Source organism: Anaerococcus sp. mt242 (assembly GCF_016798225.1).
In the GTDB taxonomy this organism is placed as follows: domain Bacteria; phylum Bacillota; class Clostridia; order Tissierellales; family Peptoniphilaceae; genus Anaerococcus.
This window is the reverse complement of record NZ_JAEUYX010000010.1, coordinates 1-16558: the sequence shown is the minus strand read 5'-3', so window position 1 is coordinate 16558 and position 16558 is coordinate 1. Positions and strand designations below refer to the sequence as shown.

The 16558-nt window shown below is 31.5% G+C and carries 14 protein-coding genes, 1 rRNA gene and 1 other annotated feature; of the genes, 13 read left to right on the top strand and 2 right to left on the bottom strand.

Features of this window, described 5'->3' with window-relative positions; genetic code table 11:
- Positions 1 to 50 precede the first annotated feature (50 nt).
- Positions 51 to 524: a GyrI-like domain-containing protein gene (locus JNO63_RS05530; protein ID WP_203127504.1), complete on the top strand. Its 474-nt coding sequence runs from the start codon at positions 51 to 53 to the stop codon at positions 522 to 524.
- Positions 525 to 581: 57 nt separating this feature from the next.
- Here JNO63_RS05530 and ymfI read toward each other — a convergent pair whose 3' ends face one another.
- Positions 582 to 1310: an elongation factor P 5-aminopentanone reductase gene (gene ymfI, locus JNO63_RS05525; protein ID WP_203127503.1), complete on the bottom strand. Its 729-nt coding sequence runs from the start codon at positions 1308 to 1310 to the stop codon at positions 582 to 584.
- 51 nt (positions 1311 to 1361) lie between these two features.
- Between ymfI and JNO63_RS05520 the strand changes: the two genes are divergently transcribed.
- Both JNO63_RS05520 and brnQ read left to right on the top strand, forming a co-directional pair.
- The gene (locus JNO63_RS05520) at positions 1362 to 2198 is read left to right on the top strand and encodes an aldo/keto reductase (protein ID WP_203127502.1); all 837 of its coding nucleotides are present in this window, start codon (positions 1362 to 1364) and stop codon (positions 2196 to 2198) included.
- A gap of 140 nt (positions 2199 to 2338) precedes the next feature.
- Positions 2339 to 2567: a binding site (T-box leader), on the top strand.
- A gap of 62 nt (positions 2568 to 2629) precedes the next feature.
- Positions 2630 to 3964, top strand: coding sequence for a branched-chain amino acid transport system II carrier protein (gene brnQ / locus JNO63_RS05515; RefSeq protein ID WP_203127501.1), 1335 nt, complete (start codon positions 2630 to 2632; stop codon positions 3962 to 3964).
- Between the two features lie 93 nt (positions 3965 to 4057).
- Here brnQ and JNO63_RS05510 read toward each other — a convergent pair whose 3' ends face one another.
- A complete protein-coding gene (locus JNO63_RS05510) occupies positions 4058 to 6346 on the bottom strand; it encodes a metallophosphoesterase family protein (protein WP_203127500.1) in 2289 nt (762 codons plus the stop codon).
- 186 nt (positions 6347 to 6532) lie between these two features.
- Between JNO63_RS05510 and JNO63_RS05505 the strand changes: the two genes are divergently transcribed.
- From JNO63_RS05505 to JNO63_RS05460, 10 genes are all read left to right on the top strand, one after another.
- Positions 6533 to 8302 (top strand): ABC transporter ATP-binding protein, encoded by a 1770-nt coding sequence (locus JNO63_RS05505; protein WP_203127499.1) that lies wholly within the window; start codon positions 6533 to 6535, stop codon positions 8300 to 8302.
- An 82-nt stretch (positions 8303 to 8384) separates the two neighbouring features.
- Complete coding sequence (locus JNO63_RS05500) at positions 8385 to 9161, top strand: J domain-containing protein (RefSeq protein WP_238390482.1); 777 nt, start codon at positions 8385 to 8387, stop codon at positions 9159 to 9161.
- Positions 9162 to 9186: 25 nt separating this feature from the next.
- Positions 9187 to 9966: a threonine/serine ThrE exporter family protein gene (locus JNO63_RS05495; RefSeq protein ID WP_203127498.1), complete on the top strand. Its 780-nt coding sequence runs from the start codon at positions 9187 to 9189 to the stop codon at positions 9964 to 9966.
- Positions 9967 to 10437, top strand: a complete 471-nt coding sequence (locus JNO63_RS05490; protein WP_203127497.1) for a threonine/serine exporter family protein — start codon at positions 9967 to 9969, stop codon at positions 10435 to 10437.
- The gene (gene msrA, locus JNO63_RS05485; protein ID WP_203127496.1) at positions 10434 to 10919 is read left to right on the top strand and encodes a peptide-methionine (S)-S-oxide reductase MsrA; all 486 of its coding nucleotides are present in this window, start codon (positions 10434 to 10436) and stop codon (positions 10917 to 10919) included. The genes JNO63_RS05490 and msrA overlap by 4 nt, the downstream gene beginning before the upstream one ends.
- 65 nt (positions 10920 to 10984) lie before the next feature.
- Positions 10985 to 12142, top strand: coding sequence for an ABC transporter substrate-binding protein (locus tag JNO63_RS05480; RefSeq protein ID WP_203127495.1), 1158 nt, complete (start codon positions 10985 to 10987; stop codon positions 12140 to 12142).
- Between the two features lie 45 nt (positions 12143 to 12187).
- Positions 12188 to 13831: an ABC transporter permease gene (locus tag JNO63_RS05475; protein WP_203127494.1), complete on the top strand. Its 1644-nt coding sequence runs from the start codon at positions 12188 to 12190 to the stop codon at positions 13829 to 13831.
- Positions 13815 to 14744, top strand: coding sequence for an ABC transporter ATP-binding protein (locus JNO63_RS05470; protein ID WP_203127493.1), 930 nt, complete (start codon positions 13815 to 13817; stop codon positions 14742 to 14744). The genes JNO63_RS05475 and JNO63_RS05470 overlap by 17 nt, the downstream gene beginning before the upstream one ends.
- Positions 14741 to 15946, top strand: coding sequence for a glycosyltransferase family 4 protein (locus JNO63_RS05465; RefSeq protein ID WP_203127492.1), 1206 nt, complete (start codon positions 14741 to 14743; stop codon positions 15944 to 15946). Before JNO63_RS05470 ends, JNO63_RS05465 begins: the two co-directional genes overlap by 4 nt.
- A 340-nt stretch (positions 15947 to 16286) precedes the next feature.
- Positions 16287 to 16558: ribosomal RNA gene (locus tag JNO63_RS05460) — 16S ribosomal RNA — on the top strand; the annotation flags it as partial.

Genomic DNA, 16558 nt, shown 5'->3' with positions numbered 1-16558 from the left:
ATACAATTTCTTTAGACATCGATGTACTAACAAATATTGGAGAATATAAATTGAATTTTTATTTAAAATGTAAATTAGAAAATATCCCTGACTCAGAATTTATATATATGAGAAGAGTAGGTGAATATGGACCAGAAAATAAAATATTAATGGAAAGATTTAAAAGTTGGTTAAGGAATAATATTGGATTTGATAAAGACACAACTATACTTTCTATAGCTTTAGATAACCCAGAACTAGTTAGTCCAAGTGAGTGCAGATATGATGTAGGAGTGATTTTTAAAGATGATTTTATAGAAAACGACATAAAAGAAGAAATTTGTTCTAGAAAAATTAGAGGTGGCAAGTATCTAGTATTTTTAATTTCACATACCCAAGAGAGTATACAAAGTATCTGGATAAATTATCATAAAGTATTGATACAGAAAGGATACTCTCAGGATTATAAAAGGCCTATTATAGAAAGGTATAAGAAAGGTTTGGTTGATAATCACTTATGCGAGCTTTGTGTACCAATAATATAATTTAATATTGATTTAAGTCTCATAAGCTATTGTTTTAGCTTATGAGACTTTTATTTTTCAATAAAAACCGCCGTTTATATGGATAATATCACCTGTAATATAGGATGCTTCATCCGATATTAAATATCTTACAAGACCAGCAATTTCTTCAGGTTTTGCAAATCTATTTACAGCAACTTCTTTTTTTAGTTCTTCAAGTTCTGATTTAGAAAAATCATTTCTCATCAAATCCGTATCAACAATACCCGGGGCTATTGCATTTACTCTGATGCCAGAAGGGGCAAGTTCTTTTGCCATAGCCTTTGTAAAAGTATTTATCCCACCCTTGCTGGTAGAATAAAGGGCCTCCATGCTAGCTCCAAAATCTCCCCAAATTGAGCTCATATTTATTATGACTCCATACTGATTTGAAATCATATTTGGAATGGCACGCTTACTATTTAAAAAAACTGAATTAAGATTTGTATTTATAACATTTTTCCAAGTATCAAAGTCAATGTCTTGGATAAGGGAAAAATGAGAGATACCAGCGTTATTTATCAATATATCAACATGTCCAAAATTTTTTTCAGCAATAGCAAACATATTTTCAACTTCATTTTCATCAGAAACATCAGCCTTGATGGCGATAACATTTGGATTTGTCTCTCTTAGCTTATCCAAAAGCTCCATGGCTTTATCTTTACTTTTGTGGTAATTAATTATTACTTTGTATTCATTATTTAGTCTTCTAGCAATGGCAGCGCCTATGCCCCTAGAAGAACCGGTTATTAAAACTGTTTTCATAATAAAATTATAACATAATCGGGTATATAATTATCAAAAGGAGTGAATATTATGGATTATTTTACATTAAATGACGGCACAAAAGTACCTGCAATAGGATTTGGTACTTATAAAATTATTGAAGAAAAAGATATGGACCTTGCTATAGAAACTGCTCTAAAGGCTGGTTACACATATTTTGATACAGCAAAATTTTATGAAAATGAACATATTTTAGGAAAATATTTAAAATCCTATGGTAAAAATCGCGAAGATTATCAAATAGCTACAAAGGTATGGCCAAATGCCTATTCAGCTGATAAAACAAAAGAATCTATCGAAGGATCTTTAAAGGATTTAGGTGTAGATTACTTAGATGTAGCACTTTTACACTGGTATGGAGATAATTTCAAAGAAGCTTGGAAAGTTTTTAACGATTATAAGGACCAAGGAATTATAAAAAGTATTGGTGTTTGCAACTTTTCTATTAATCAAATGTCAGAACTGTTAAAAGAAGGAACATTACCAGTTATTGACCAATTAGAAAGTCACTTGCACTTACAAGATAAAGACACACATGAGTTTTTAAAAGAAAACAAAATCCTCCATCAAGCTTGGGGACCACTTGCTCAAGGAAAATCAAATCTTCTTAAAGAAGGTGTCCTAGAAGATATAGGAAAAAAATATGGTAAGACTCCTGCGCAAATCGCCTTAAAATGGAATATCGAAAGAGGAGTTATGATCCTAGTTAAGTCTTCCCATGAAAAAAGAATTTATGAAAATATCGATTTATTTGATTTTAATCTTACAAAAGATGATATGAATTCTCTAGCAAGCCTAGATAAAAAGGAAAGATACTCAGCTAATCCAGAAGATAAGGAATGGTTAGAAAAAGCTTCTAATATGTAAATTTATTATCTACAATTAGAAATCATTAATATTTAAAGTACTAATTAAATAAACTTTCAAAAAAATACATTTTTATAATAAAATATTTAACAAGTAAATTTAATTAACCTATAATTATCTTAACAATAATTATTTATTTAATAAAAATTACGAAAAAAAGAGTAGGCTTATCTATAAGCACAGAGAGTTGGAGTTTGGTAAGATCCATCCTTAGAAATGAGTTCGAAAATCATTTTTCTTTTGCATATCTGAAGACAGTAAGATATGTCGCCATGGTTGGCGTTATCAAAACCCGGCATTGCTAGATGCTTGAGTTGCTTATTTTTCAATAAGAATAAAGGTGGTAACGCGGAAATTTTCGTCCTTTGTCTATTTTAGACAAGGGACTTTTTTAATGGATAAATATTGTGAAAAATTTTTGGGAGGAAATAATGAAAAAATTATCAAGAAGTCAGTTTTTACAAGTTAGCATAATGCTATTTGGTTTATTTTTTGGAGCTGGAAACTTAATTTTCCCACCGCTACTAGGTAACCAAGCAGGTTCTGCTACATATATTTCACTACTAGCTTTTAGCGTTACCGCAGTTTTATTTCCAGTCTTAGGATCCATAGTAGTAGGAAAAACAAATGGTTTAACAAATCTTGCAAATAGGGTTGGACCAGTATTTTCAGTTGTATTTACAACTGCAATATACTTATCCATAGGTCCAGGACTTGGGATACCAAGAGCTGGATCAGTTCCTTTTGAAATGGCAATAGCTCCTTATATACCTCAAACATTTAATCTATCTTTAGCTAGATTTATATATACTTTAGTATTTTTTATAGTAGCACTTTTTATATGTTTAAAGCCAAATAAACTTGTAAAAAGAGTAGGAAAATACCTTACACCAACTCTATTAGTACTTATAGCAATAATGTTTATAAGAGTTGTAACTATGGATAGGAGTGTTGGTTTTCCTACTGGAGACTATGCAACAGGTCCAGTGACAAAAGGATTTTTGGCAGGTTATGATACAATGGATGCAGTTGCTGCTCTAAATTTTGGATTTGTAATAGCCCAAGCTATTAGAAGATTTGGTGTTACAGATGAAAAGGAAGTTACAAAATATGGGGTTAAGGCAGGATTACTTGATGGATCAGTTCTGTTTGTAGTATATGCAATGCTTGCAACTATAGGTAGGATAGGATCTAATAGATTTGCAGGTCTAGAAAATGGGGCGCAAGTGCTTACTGAATCAGTTAAATTTGTCTTAGGAGACTTTGGACTAGTACTACTTGCATCTATTTTTACCCTAGCATGTCTTACGACTTGTGTTGGGCTTATAACAAGTGGTGGAGAATACTTTGAGAGCTTATTTAACCACAAATTGTCATATAAAAGTTGGGTATTTATATGGACACTATTCTCATTTATAATGGCAAACTTTGGTCTAAATAAGTTATTAGAATTTTCAGTACCTCTTTTGCAAATAATATATCCAGTAGCTTTAGTGCTTATAGTTATGGGGATAAGCCATGATCTTATCAATTATTCAAAACTTGCTTATGTGTCAGCTGCTGTTGTTTCAGTAGTCCTACCATTTGTAGAGGTATTAAGTAAAACATTTAATATTAATCTTGGAGTTCTTACAAGTACTTTTGAGTCTTTACCATTGTATGAAGAAGGGTTATCTTGGTTACTGCCAACTCTTGTAGTATTAGTAGTTACTAGCCTAGTTTCAAAATTGTTTGAGCATTCTGGAGAAACTCAACTAGCAAGATAAGTAAAAGAATAAATTAAAAAAGAATAAGTAAATACTAGAAATAAAAAAATACGAGTAATAATTACTCGTATTTTTTATTTATATTTTGAAATATTATTTTCTTTTTGTAACAAATAGGCCAGCTGCTGCAACTGACAATGTTGCATAAACGCCAGTTAGAGTAGCTACACCTGTTTTTGGATTGTCAGATTTTTTAGCTTCTTTTTTGTCAGCTTTATTTTCTTTTTTAGCTAGCTTAGCTGCTTTTGGAGCTTTTTCACCTTTTACTTGTTTAGCAGGTTTTTTATCATCTGTTTTTTTATCATCTGTTTTTTTATCATCTGTTTTTTTATCATCTTTATTTTCAGCAAGGAATTCTACATTTGAAAGTCTTGTGTTAAGTACTTCTACAGCAGCATCTACTTCTTCTTCAGATGTGAAAGTTGCGTTTAATACTTCTTCAGCTCTTTCGATTGCTAAATTATAAAGTTCTACATTTTCTTCTTTATTTACTGGTTTATTATTTTTAGCTTCTTTTACTAATGCTTCTAGTTTTGATTTTGAAAGATCTTTATTCACACCTGGGTTATTAATAAAGTCATCTGTTTTGTTAATTGTATAGAAGTCTACGATTTCGCCATATGGGTTCATAGTTTTAATATTAAATATATTTTTGGAGAATGTTAGAGATGAGAATAATTGGCTTCTATCATCTAAACTTCTATTTACAAACCATTGGTCTTCTCCAATTGGGTTGTAGAATTTTGATCCTGCTGATGTAGACATTGTTAAGAAAAGTGTTCCACGTGGGTTTGTTACTTCTTTTTGGTTATAATCTAGTTTTATACCATCAACTACAACTTTATTGTCTTTATAAACTCTATTGTTGTAAGTTTTTGTGAATCCATCTTTGATGCCAGCATTTTCATTTTTTGGATCTGTACCATAAGCATCTTCAAAGCTTAAGACTTGTTCACCTGCTATCATTTGGCCAGTTCTTGTATAAATGTGGTCATGGCCGTTTAATACAAGGTCGATACCATTTTCATTAAATATTCTTACTAATTCATGTCTTCTTTCAAGAATATCTGTATCAGATGTGTGAGTTGCAGTTGAGTATGGAGCGTGGTGGAATGATACTACTTTCCATGAGAAATTTTTACCACGTTCTTTAGTAGCTTTTGCTATTGCATCTTTGATAAATGCTTCATGTTCTTTAGAGTCATTTACATTTGAGTTGATGTTTAAGAAAAGTGTATCACCATAAGAATAGTAGTAATCTCCTGGGATGTAGTAAGCTGTACCATCTTCATTAATTTTTGAGATAGAGCCTAATTTTGATTCGTTAGGTAGGTAAAAATGATCAGAGAAAACTGTATTTCTTTGGCTACCGTTTGAAGCGTCTACGTAAGTTTCGTGGTTACCAACTACAGTTGAAAATACGCTGTCTTTGAATAAATCATTATCTAAGAAGTAATCATATTCACCTTCGTAGTTTACAATTTCTACGTTATCTCCCATTGAAAGATAGAAGTGTGGGTCAAGTTCACGAGCTTTTTTTAATGATTTTGCAAAGTCTACTTTATCTTGATCAACTTTTGCTTGTGTATTTTTGTATAGACCTTTAGAATCCCAAACGCTGTCTCCAGATCCCATTTGTGGGTCTCCAAAGTATCCAACTTTAAATTCGTTATTTTCACCTAGTGCTTTTGTTTTTACAGTGTAGTTATCAGATTTATATGATCCTGATTTTACATAGTAGGTGTAAGATTTTCCTGGAGTAATGTTTACGATAGCTGTGTATGTGCTGTAATCATTTACATCGCCAGTTTTTCTAGCTCTAACAGGTTCATATTCTTTTCCATCAAAAACTAGTCTTGAATCTGTAACATCACCCTTAGCAAACCAAGTAATTGCTAATTCATTTTCGTTTTTACCATTGTTTACTACGATATTTTTGATTGGAGTAGTTATTGCTTTTAGATTGTGGTTAGCATATTCTCCATCTTTTTTACCGTATTCGCCATTAGTTTCTTCTAACTTTTTAGCAACATTCTCATCAATATTTGTTACATTTTTGTCTTCACCAAAAGTTTCTCTTTCAGTTTCAGTAGCTCTGTTAAATTTGTTTGTTCCGTCAGATTTTCTTACATTTGCTTCGTTTTTTGGAAATGTAACTTCATCATCTGTAAAGTTGAAATGACTATCTGATGAATATGTAGTAGACTCTAAATCTGCTTCTTCTGTTAGAAGGTCATTTAGACTTTCATCACTTTGTTCAGTAGTGCTTTCGTATTCTACTACTGCTGTATCTTCTGCTGCATATGTATTTTGTACAGGGAAGATTGCGCTACTTGCACTGGCAATAGCTAGGGCTAAGACTAATTTGTTATATTTTTTCATATGAACCTCCATAAAATTTTTCAAGGCTATTATATATAATGATTGTTAGATTATTTACATAATATTGTAAATTTTATGTAAAATTTTTGTATTATAATTTTAATTAATATAAATTATCATTATCAATTAAACTCTGGTAAAATAGAGTACAGTAATAATATTATGTAAAATTTATAAGGAGGACTTATGCAGAAAAAAACTTATAGTAATAAGCATTTAATCAAGAAATTCTTACCTTACTATAATCCATATAAAAAAATACTTTTTGCTGACCTGTTTGCATCAGCACTAACCACTGTTTCTCAATTGGTATTACCAATACTTCTATCAAATCTTACAGATTGGGCGCAATTAGGTTTACTGGATGCAAGCCGCGTTGTAAAAGTAGGAATTGTATACACAGTTACAAAATTAATTGAAGTAGCTGCTAGATATTTTATGCAATCTCTTGGTCATATCATGGGTGCAAAAATTGAACGTGACATGAGGGCAGATGTATTTAATCACTTATTAACTATGGACACGGAATTTTTTAACGATGCTCGTATCGGAGCTTTAATGAGTAGGATTACGACAGATTTATTTGATATTACAGAGTTTTCCCACCATGTTCCTGAAGAATTCTTAGTAGGAGCAATAAAATTAATCTTATCATTTGTAGTTTTACTTACTATAAATTGGAAACTATCTTTAATAATATATATTATCATTCCAATCATGTTTGTAGTTTCTAGCAAAAAAAGAAAGCAATTTAGACAAGCCACTATGGAAGTAAAAAGACAAATTGGGGATATTAACTCTGGAGTTGAAGATACACTCCTAGGTATTTCTGTTGTAAAATCTTTTGCAAATGAAGATATAGAAAAGTCTAAATTCCAAACAAATAATGACAAGTTCGTAGATATCAAAAAAGATAGATATTTTGGTATGGCAGGTTTTTTCATGATAAATGAGGCCTTTGCTGGACTTATGTATGCAATTTTGATTTTTGTAGGTGGATTTTTCGTAATTAACGGACAAATTAGTCCTGGTGATTTGATTGCATTTACCATGTATTTAAATATGCTTGTTACAACCATTGAAAGACTTATTAACTTTACTGATGTTTTCCAAGCAGGTACTACTGGTATAGAAAGATTTACAGAAGTAATGGAGATGGATAATTTCATATTTGATGATGAAAGCGCAAGGGAACTTACTAATGTAAAAGGCGAAATCAACTTTGATCACGTATATTTCAAATATCCAGAAACAAGTGAAGATGAGCCTTATGTTCTGGATGATATTAACTTTAATGTAGATGTTGGAGAAAATATTGCTCTCGTTGGACCATCAGGTGCTGGTAAAACTACAATATCAAAACTAATTCCTAGATTTTATGATATTTCAAAAGGATCTATTAAAATTGATGGGCTTGATATAAGAGATCTTACTTTGGATTCACTGCGTGATAATATAGGTATTGTCCAACAAGATGTTTATTTATTTAGTGGAACAGTAAAAGAAAATATCCGCTATGGTAAGGATGATGCTACAGATGAAGATATTGAAAGAGCAGCCGTCCTAGCTGGAGCAACTGAATTTATAAAAGACTTGCCAATGGGAATGGATACTCATATCGGTGAACGTGGTGTAAAATTATCAGGTGGACAAAAACAAAGAATTTCCATAGCCAGAGTATTTTTAAAAAACCCACCAATTCTTATCTTGGATGAGGCAACAAGTGCACTAGATAACAAGAGTGAGGCAATTGTCCAAAAATCTCTTGAAACTTTATCAAAGGGAAGAACAACAATTACTATTGCTCACAGACTATCTACTATAATAAATGCAGATGAGATTTTAGTTTTAACCTATGATGGTATAGTTGAACGTGGAAATCACAAAGAACTTTTAGATAAAAAAGGAATTTACTACAATCTATATAATAGTAACAACGAAGAATTATTTGGATAAAAAGAGTGGTTTATTAACCATTCTTTTTTTATTTTAAAGAAAATGAAAACTCTGATATAATCGTAGGGAATGGAGAAAAATTATGAAGTTTTTAGGTAAAATTTTACATGGCCTTGCGACAGGCTTAGGGACATTTTTTAATGTGCTGATAAATATCATGAACGTTATAGTGGTCACATTTGAGGGGATCAGGCAATTATTATTTATGATATTTATCTTTGGATGTTCAACTATATTTATCTTTCCAATAATTCCTTTAATGTTACCAAAAGAAGTAATGTATTTTATTTTTGCGGTGATTTTTATACCGATTTTGGGACCGAAATTTATTTCTTTTTTAAGATACATAAATTACACCCTTACCGAATGGATGTATGATAGGGCTGATTCTATGATAACTGGTCAAAAAGTTGGCTACGAGAGTATTTCGGATTATTCAAATAAATATATCTATGAACAAGAGCAAATGCGCCGCCGACAAAGGGAGCAAGAAGCCCGCCGTCAGCAAGAAGAAATGAATCGTCGCTTTGAAGAATTTGCTAGAAATTTTGGTGGCTATCAAAATTCAAGAACTTATGGTAATTATAATCAAGGATACAATCAAGGCGGATATTCTGGACAGTCAGGTGTAAATAATATTGGTTTTAAGGAAAAATATGAGGAAGCTTGCAAGATACTTGGACTTGGTGTAGATACAGATATTTATCAAGTTAAGCTAAATTATAGAAAGCTTGCCAAAAAATACCACCCAGATATCAATAAAGATCCTGGTGCAACAGAAATGTTTACAAAAGTAAATGAAGCCTACGAGTTTTTAACAGAGGAAAATATTAAAAAATACAAGCAAAATTATTTATAATATATGTGATAAAAAAGGATAGAAAATGACTAAGGAAAAAATTACTTCCCTACAAGAAGCCGTAATACTATCTGAGGTTGCTGCTTCTGCAGGGGCCTTAATGCTTGCAAATGGTGCAGAAATTTATAGGGTAGAGGACACAGTTGAAAGAATAATAAGATCGAAAGAATCCATAAAAGATGTGGATGTATTTTCTTCATACAATACAATAATAATTTCATTTTCCTACAAGGGGGAGATCCACACAAATATGCGTAGGGTCAGAAATAGAGGCAACAACTTGTACTATGTAGATAGGGTAAATACTTTTTCTAGAAATTTTACTGCTGGTAAATTTACTTTATACGAAGCCTTAGAAGAAATTGCTAAAATTAAAAAGGAAGAAAGCACACCGGTTTATAGAAAAGTATTTGGAGCAACGATAGCAGCTGGATCTTACTCAATCCTTCTTGGTGGAAATATGATAGAGATTATATCATCATTTGCGATTGGATATCTAGCTTTTAGATTTTCCCTATATTTAGAAAGACAAAAAATAAACTTTTTTGTGGTAAATTTTCTATATGGCTTATTTCTTTCCCTATCATCACTGATTGTAAATGAATTTACACCAGTAAGTATCAATATCCTTATCATTAGTGGTATGATGGCATTTGTTCCAGGTGTTATGCTTACAAATGCAGTAAGGGATTTAATGAGTGGGGATGCTCTAAGTGGGATAACGGGAACGGCTATGGCGATATTAATATCAATTGCCCTTGCAGTAGGGGTAGCTGTACCTATTTCTTTATGGAGGTTATTCTAAATGTCATATTTAATACAATTTATAGCAGCGATTATGTCGACAGTAGGCTTTGCCCTAGTATTTTCTGTTCCATTAAAAACTCTTTTAGTATCAGCAGTCAATGGGGGCATGGGATGGATAGTTTTTAAATATGTTATGGATACGACAGGTAGCAAATACATAGCAGTATTTTTATCAGCTCTAAGCATCACTTTTGTTTCAGAAATGCTAGCTAAAAAACTCAGATATCCAGCATCAGTTTTTATTATCCCAGGTATTATCAACCTAGTTCCAGGTGAAGGGATATACAAAACCATGAACTATTTTGTAAATAACCAGTCAGATTTAGCCATAGCTAGTTTTTATAGCACAATTGTAGTAGCAGGATCCATATCTTTTGGTGTCCTATTAGCTAGTTCGTTTTCAACATCACTTAAGAGTTTTAGAACTAGAAGTGTTAACCGTACCAATTATTTAAGGTGGAAAAAATGATTAAAAAAATATATTTAGCAGGCGGATGTTTTTGGGGAGTAGAGGCATATTTTAAAGAAATTGATGGAGTAGTAGATACAGAGGTAGGCTATGCAAATGGTAAAACTGAGCAAACTACTTACCAAGAAGTGAAAAACACTGACCATGCAGAAACAGTAGAAATAAAATATGATGATGAAAAAATAAGTCTTGAAAAACTTTTAGAATATTTATATTACATTATCGATCCATTTAGCATTGACAAGCAAGGCAATGATAGAGGTCGTCAATACAGAACAGGAATTTATTCCAAAAACGAAGAAGACTTAGAAAAAGCAAAAGCATTCATAAGTAAAAAACAAGAAACAGAGGATGATGAAATTAAGCTTGAAGTTGAAAAATTAAATAATTTTGTGATAGCAGAAGATTACCACCAAGATTACCTAGAAAAAAATCCAACTGGTTACTGTCACATAAACTTAAATGATAAGCCTAGTTTATAAACTAGGCTTTATTTTAAATTAAATATAATATATAATAAACTTACTAATATTATTAAGGAGGAAGTATGAAGAGTAATTTTATTAGTAAGTTTTCTCTTACACTTGCTGCACTTTTTGCACTTACATCTTGTGGGTCAAATGAGGCGCCAGCAGAAGAAACAAAAACAAATGAAAGTGCGGTTGAGCAAAATGTAGAAGAAGAGAATAAAACAGAAGAAGCTAAAGAAAAAACTGAAGATGTAAAAGAAGAGGCATCCAAAGAAGAAACTGAAGCTCCAAATTTTGAAGGAAAAACTTTAAATGTAGTTGCTACAAGTGACTCATATGTACCACTATTTGAAGAATTTACAAATGAAACTGGTGCAGATGTAGAATTTTTATCAATGTCAAGCGGAGAAGTTATTTCTAGAACAAAAGCTGAGGGAAAAGCTATGGCTGACCTATGGTTCGGTGGTGGTCTTGATGCCTTTATGGCAGCAAAAGATGACGATCTACTAGAAAAATATCAATCAGAAATTACTGACAAACTTCCAGCTGAATACAAAGATAAAGACGGATATTACTTCTCAAAAGGACTTACAGTTGTAGGATTTGTTGTAAATGATGGTATTCTTGAAGAAAAGGGACTAGAAGCTCCAAAAACTTGGAAAGATTTAGCAGATCCAAAATACAAGAGCGAAATTATCATGTCAAACCCAGCTATATCTGGTACAAACTACGCAGCCCTTAAAGGACTTTTAGACCTATACGGCAAAGAAGAAGGTTGGGAATTATTTGAAAAAATAAATGAAAATATCGAATTTTACTCCAAAAGAGGAAAAGATCCTCAAGAAAAAACAGCTCAAGGTGAATTTGGAATTGGTATTATCCCAGTTGATCAAAAAGCATTTGATGCAGCTAATGACTATGGTCTAACAGTAATCTATCCAGAAGATGGAATTCCTTGGGTTCCAGAGGGTGTTGCAATATTTAAAGACAGCGAAAATGCTGACATTGCAAAAGCGTTCATTGACTTTATGCTAAGCGAAAAAGCTCAAAATATGATTGCAGAAATCGATGGAAAAGATACAAATCAATTAATTGTTCCAGATATCAAAGGTCTTGACTTAGGATTACCAAAAGATAAGTTGATTGATGAAGACCTATCTACATTTGGGTCAGAAAGAGAAGAAATCTTAAACAAATTTAAAGAAATTGCTGGAGACAAAGCTAGCGAAGAATAAGATAATACCAAGGCCTAGCCTTGGTTTATTTTATATGTACATATTATGAAAAGAAGAAAGACAATAAATTTTTTTGACATTTTAATACAAGTAATTTTGGCCTTAGCGGTAATATTTTTTATATTACTCCCATTTGTGAGTGTATTTAAGGAAAGTTTTATCATAGATGGCAGACTTGATTTTAGATATTATAAGGACATTTTAGAAAATAAAAAGCTTTTAACAAATTCTCTTAAAATGGGGATGCTAACTTCGATTTTTTCGGTGGTTTTATCTACAATGTTAGCAGTCTATACATACCTAACTAATAAAAGAAATAGAAAAATTATTAATTTTATCCTCCTACTAACGCTAATCAGTCCACCATTTGTTACAAGCCTAAGCTATATTACACTTTTTGGGCGAAGAGGTTTTATCACCCACAATTTATTACATTTATCTTTAAACCCCTACAATATGTGGGGAGTAATTTTTATGCAAACTCTATCATTTATTTCCTTAAATTGCTTGATTTTGCTGGGATATTTGAAAAATATGGATAAGGATGTGATCAATTCTGCAAGATCTCTTGGGGGAGATACCAATTCTATAATAATGGATATTATAATTCCTCAGCTAAAAAATGGAATTTTTACAGTTTTTATGCTAAATTTTTTTAAATCCATGTCTGACTTTGCAACTCCTTCTATAATTGGAGGTAAATTTAATGTATTAGCCCTAGAATCATACTTTGAAGTTATAGCAAATGGAAATTTAGCAAAAGCTAGTGTTCTAAATGTACTGCTTTTATTACCAATTATTTTGATATTTTTAATAGGAAATTTATTAAACAAGGAAAAAAGCTCAACTGCAAATCCTAATACCCTAGCAGAAATCAATGTCCCAAACAAGGGATTTATATATCAATTATTTAAATTTATGGGAATTTTTATATTAATCTTATTAGTAAGCCTTTATTTTTCAATAATTTTAAGTGCCTTTACTACTATGAAAAAAGGAGCTTTGGTATTTTCTTTGGATAATTTATCCCGTGCCGAAAATTATATAAATGATGCAATGCTAAGATCTATAGGATATTCATTAATTTCGGCTATTTTTGGTAGCCTTATTGGAATGCTAATCGGTTACTATTTAATTATAAAAAATAGTAAATTTATGAAGATAATAGATTTGATTTCAAATATGCCATATATTATTCCGGGTACATTTTTTGGTTTAGGCTACTTGCTTTATTTCAAATCCCCACCGATTATGATTATCGGGACAAGTATAATTGTTGTTTTAAATGTGCTTTTTAAACAATTACCATTTTCAAGCAGGGTGGGTAATACTGCTATGAAAGCAATTAATATAGATATAATAAATTCTTTAAGAGACCTAGGTGCAAATACTTTTTACGAAATTAAGGATGGCATTATACCTAATATTAAGCCTTCCCTACGTATTTCCATGATAAATTCTTTTACAACCACTATGACAACAGTTGGGTCAATTATTTTTTTAGTCTATCCAGGCAAGAAACTTCTAACCCTTGTTATGTTTGATGTTATAAATAGTGGTAGATACGGCGAAGGATCGGTGATAGCCCTTTTAATTATGGTTATTTGTCTGATTTTTAATCTTTTAGTTAATTGGATTTTTGGTCAAGATAGTTTTAAAGAAAGGTTTGCGCATGTATTTAGAAATTAAAAATCTATCCAAGACCTATGGGGCAAATAAGGTTTTGGATAATATTAACATAAATTTAGAAAAAGGAAAATTTTTGTGCTTACTTGGTCCTTCTGGTTCTGGCAAAAGTACTATTCTTCATTCGATTGGTGGCTTTATCGACCATGAGGGAGAAATTATATTAGATAATGAAAATATTACATATCTAGAAGCCAGTCAGAGAAAAGTATCCACAGTTTTTCAATCCCTTGGCCTTTTTTCTCATATGACAGTTTTGGATAATGTGATGTATGGTCTTAAATTTAATCAAAAATCATTAAATACAAATCAGAAAAAAGACTTAGCCTACCAAACTATTGAAATGGTTGGACTAAAAGGATATGAAAAAAGAAAACCTACAGGGCTTTCTGGAGGAGAAAGGCAAAGGGTGGCACTAGCCCGAAGCTTAGTTGTAAAACCAAAACTACTTTTAATGGATGAACCCTTTTCTGCCTTAGATCAAAAACTAAGGGAAAAAATGCAATTAGAAATAAGAAGAATTCATAAAGACTTTGATCTAACAACCATTTTTGTAACCCATGATCAGAGCGAAGCCTTTAAGATGGCTGATGAGGTCATAGTATTAAACCAAGGTAGAATCATAGACAAGGGACCAGCACAAAGAGTGTATAACAATCCTGCCAACAAAAAGACCTTAAACTTTATAGGTCAAAAAAATATAATTGGGAATTCTTATATAAGACCTGAAAAAGTAAAAATCTCAGATAAGGGAGAAGAATTTACAATTAAAGACATTATCTTTATGGGAAGCACTATTGAACTTTTTGTAGAAAATAATTATAAACAACTAAAAGTTTTATTGCTTAACGATAATTTTGATAAAAAAATTGGTGATAGGATAAAACTTAGATACGATATGGAGTATATAGAATGAAAATATTACACGTACTAACTCAACTTCCATCAAAAACCGGCAGTGGAGTATATTTTACAAACCTTATAGATAGCTTAAATAGTTTAGGAATAGAAAATGCAGCCGTATTTGGTACGGAAGAAATTTATGATAACAAAGTTAATGCAAAAATTTTAAAACCTGTTTATTACAATACCAAATCTTTACCATTTAGAATTTGTGGGATGAGCGATCTTATGCCATATGATTCAACTGTCTATAGCCAAATGACTGAAGAGCAGATCGATATCCTTTTAGAAAATTTCAGAAAAAAGTTATTAGAAATAAAAGCAGAATTTAAAGCTGATATAGTCATATCCCACCACTTGTTTTTTATAACTGATTTAGTTAGAGAAATATTTAAAGACACAAAAGTGGTAGGCATATCTCATGGGACAGACATCAGACAAGTTAAGCAACATAATAAATTTTTAAAAAGATTAAGCCATATAAAAGACATAGATTATGTCTTAACCGTAACTGACAAAGAAGACGACGCAATAATCAATTTATTAGGTGTAGATGAAGCAAAAATCCATAATGTAGGTGGCGGGTACAACGAAAAAGTATTTTACCCTCCAAAAGAAAAGATAGAAAAAAATACTATTGATATTGTCTATGCTGGAAAAATCAGTCAGTCAAAAGGAGTTTTTGAACTAGTACAAACTCTACCATTACTAGAAGAGAAGTATCCAGAAATTAGGCTACATATGGTAGGCAATTCTGATTTAGAATCTTGCCACAAAATGAAAGAGTTAGCCAACCATTCACCAAGACTAGTAATTTGTCATGCCTTAGACCAGGTGAAACTAGCAAATCTTTTAAGAGATGCAGATATCTTTGTCTTACCATCATACTTTGAAGCCCTAGGACTAATCGCAATAGAAGCCCTGGCCTGTCATAAATTAGTAGTAACAAGTGAGATAGAGGGACTTTATAATCTAGTGGGAGAAAAGATTAAAGAAAAGCACTTAATAGAATTTACAAGCTTACCGAGGATTTATGATGTAGATAAGCCGGTAAAAGAAGACATACCCGCTTATGTACAAAGACTAAGCACTAATATAGAAAAACAAATAAAAAGGTTAGATCAAAATTTATTTATAGACGAAGTAAACGCTGAAATAGAGGCATTAGCTTGGGCTAACATAGGTAAAAAAATATTAAATGTAATAAATATTTAAAAAAAGTGTTGACAAGAATAAAATGCCATGGTATTATATATCTTGTCGTTAACAAGCGACAAAGAACCTGATGATTTATCTAGAAAATGGGTAGTCATCCATCAAGTTTATATTTGATGAAACAATAAAATAGTAATTAAACTTTAGCAATTAATTTGAGTAACCAAAAAAGACTTTTTCATTTTATTGAAAGAGTCACAATGATTCTTATCTATATAATATAGAAAAAGGATAAATTTAAATCACGCATTGATTAAAAGATCAGTGTAAATGAAAAGAGCTTGAATCAAAAAGCTTTTATGAATTAGATTAAAAAACTACAAAAAATGTAGATAAAATTTTTCATGAGAGTTTGATCCTGGCTCAGGATTAACGCTGGCGGCGTGCATAACACATGCAAGTCGAACGATGAAACTCATTAGATTTCTTCGGAATGAAAATGAATGGATTAGTGGCGAACGGGTGAGTAACGCGTGAGTAACCTGCCTTACACAAGGGGATAGCCTCTGGAAACGGAGAATAATACCCTATGAAACTAATAGCTTGCATAAGCTTTTAGTCAAAGTGCTTAGCGGTGTAAGATGGACTTGCGTCTGATTAGCTAGTTGGTGA

Bases quoted from the DNA above. Each gene is read 5' to 3' on its own strand.
- ymfI (WP_203127503.1), bottom strand. From the start codon at position 1,310: ATGAAAACAGTTTTAATAACCGGTTCTTCTAGGGGCATAGGCGCTGCC.
- JNO63_RS05520 (WP_203127502.1), top strand. From the start codon at position 1,362: ATGGATTATTTTACATTAAATGACGGCACAAAAGTACCTGCAATAGGA.
- brnQ (WP_203127501.1), top strand. From the start codon at position 2,630: ATGAAAAAATTATCAAGAAGTCAGTTTTTACAAGTTAGCATAATGCTA.
- JNO63_RS05510 (WP_203127500.1), bottom strand. From the start codon at position 6,346: ATGAAAAAATATAACAAATTAGTCTTAGCCCTAGCTATTGCCAGTGCA.
- JNO63_RS05505 (WP_203127499.1), top strand. From the start codon at position 6,533: ATGCAGAAAAAAACTTATAGTAATAAGCATTTAATCAAGAAATTCTTA.
- JNO63_RS05500 (WP_238390482.1), top strand. From the start codon at position 8,385: ATGAAGTTTTTAGGTAAAATTTTACATGGCCTTGCGACAGGCTTAGGG.
- JNO63_RS05495 (WP_203127498.1), top strand. From the start codon at position 9,187: ATGACTAAGGAAAAAATTACTTCCCTACAAGAAGCCGTAATACTATCT.
- JNO63_RS05490 (WP_203127497.1), top strand. From the start codon at position 9,967: ATGTCATATTTAATACAATTTATAGCAGCGATTATGTCGACAGTAGGC.
- msrA (WP_203127496.1), top strand. From the start codon at position 10,434: ATGATTAAAAAAATATATTTAGCAGGCGGATGTTTTTGGGGAGTAGAG.
- JNO63_RS05480 (WP_203127495.1), top strand. From the start codon at position 10,985: ATGAAGAGTAATTTTATTAGTAAGTTTTCTCTTACACTTGCTGCACTT.
- JNO63_RS05475 (WP_203127494.1), top strand. From the start codon at position 12,188: ATGAAAAGAAGAAAGACAATAAATTTTTTTGACATTTTAATACAAGTA.
- JNO63_RS05470 (WP_203127493.1), top strand. From the start codon at position 13,815: ATGTATTTAGAAATTAAAAATCTATCCAAGACCTATGGGGCAAATAAG.
- JNO63_RS05465 (WP_203127492.1), top strand. From the start codon at position 14,741: ATGAAAATATTACACGTACTAACTCAACTTCCATCAAAAACCGGCAGT.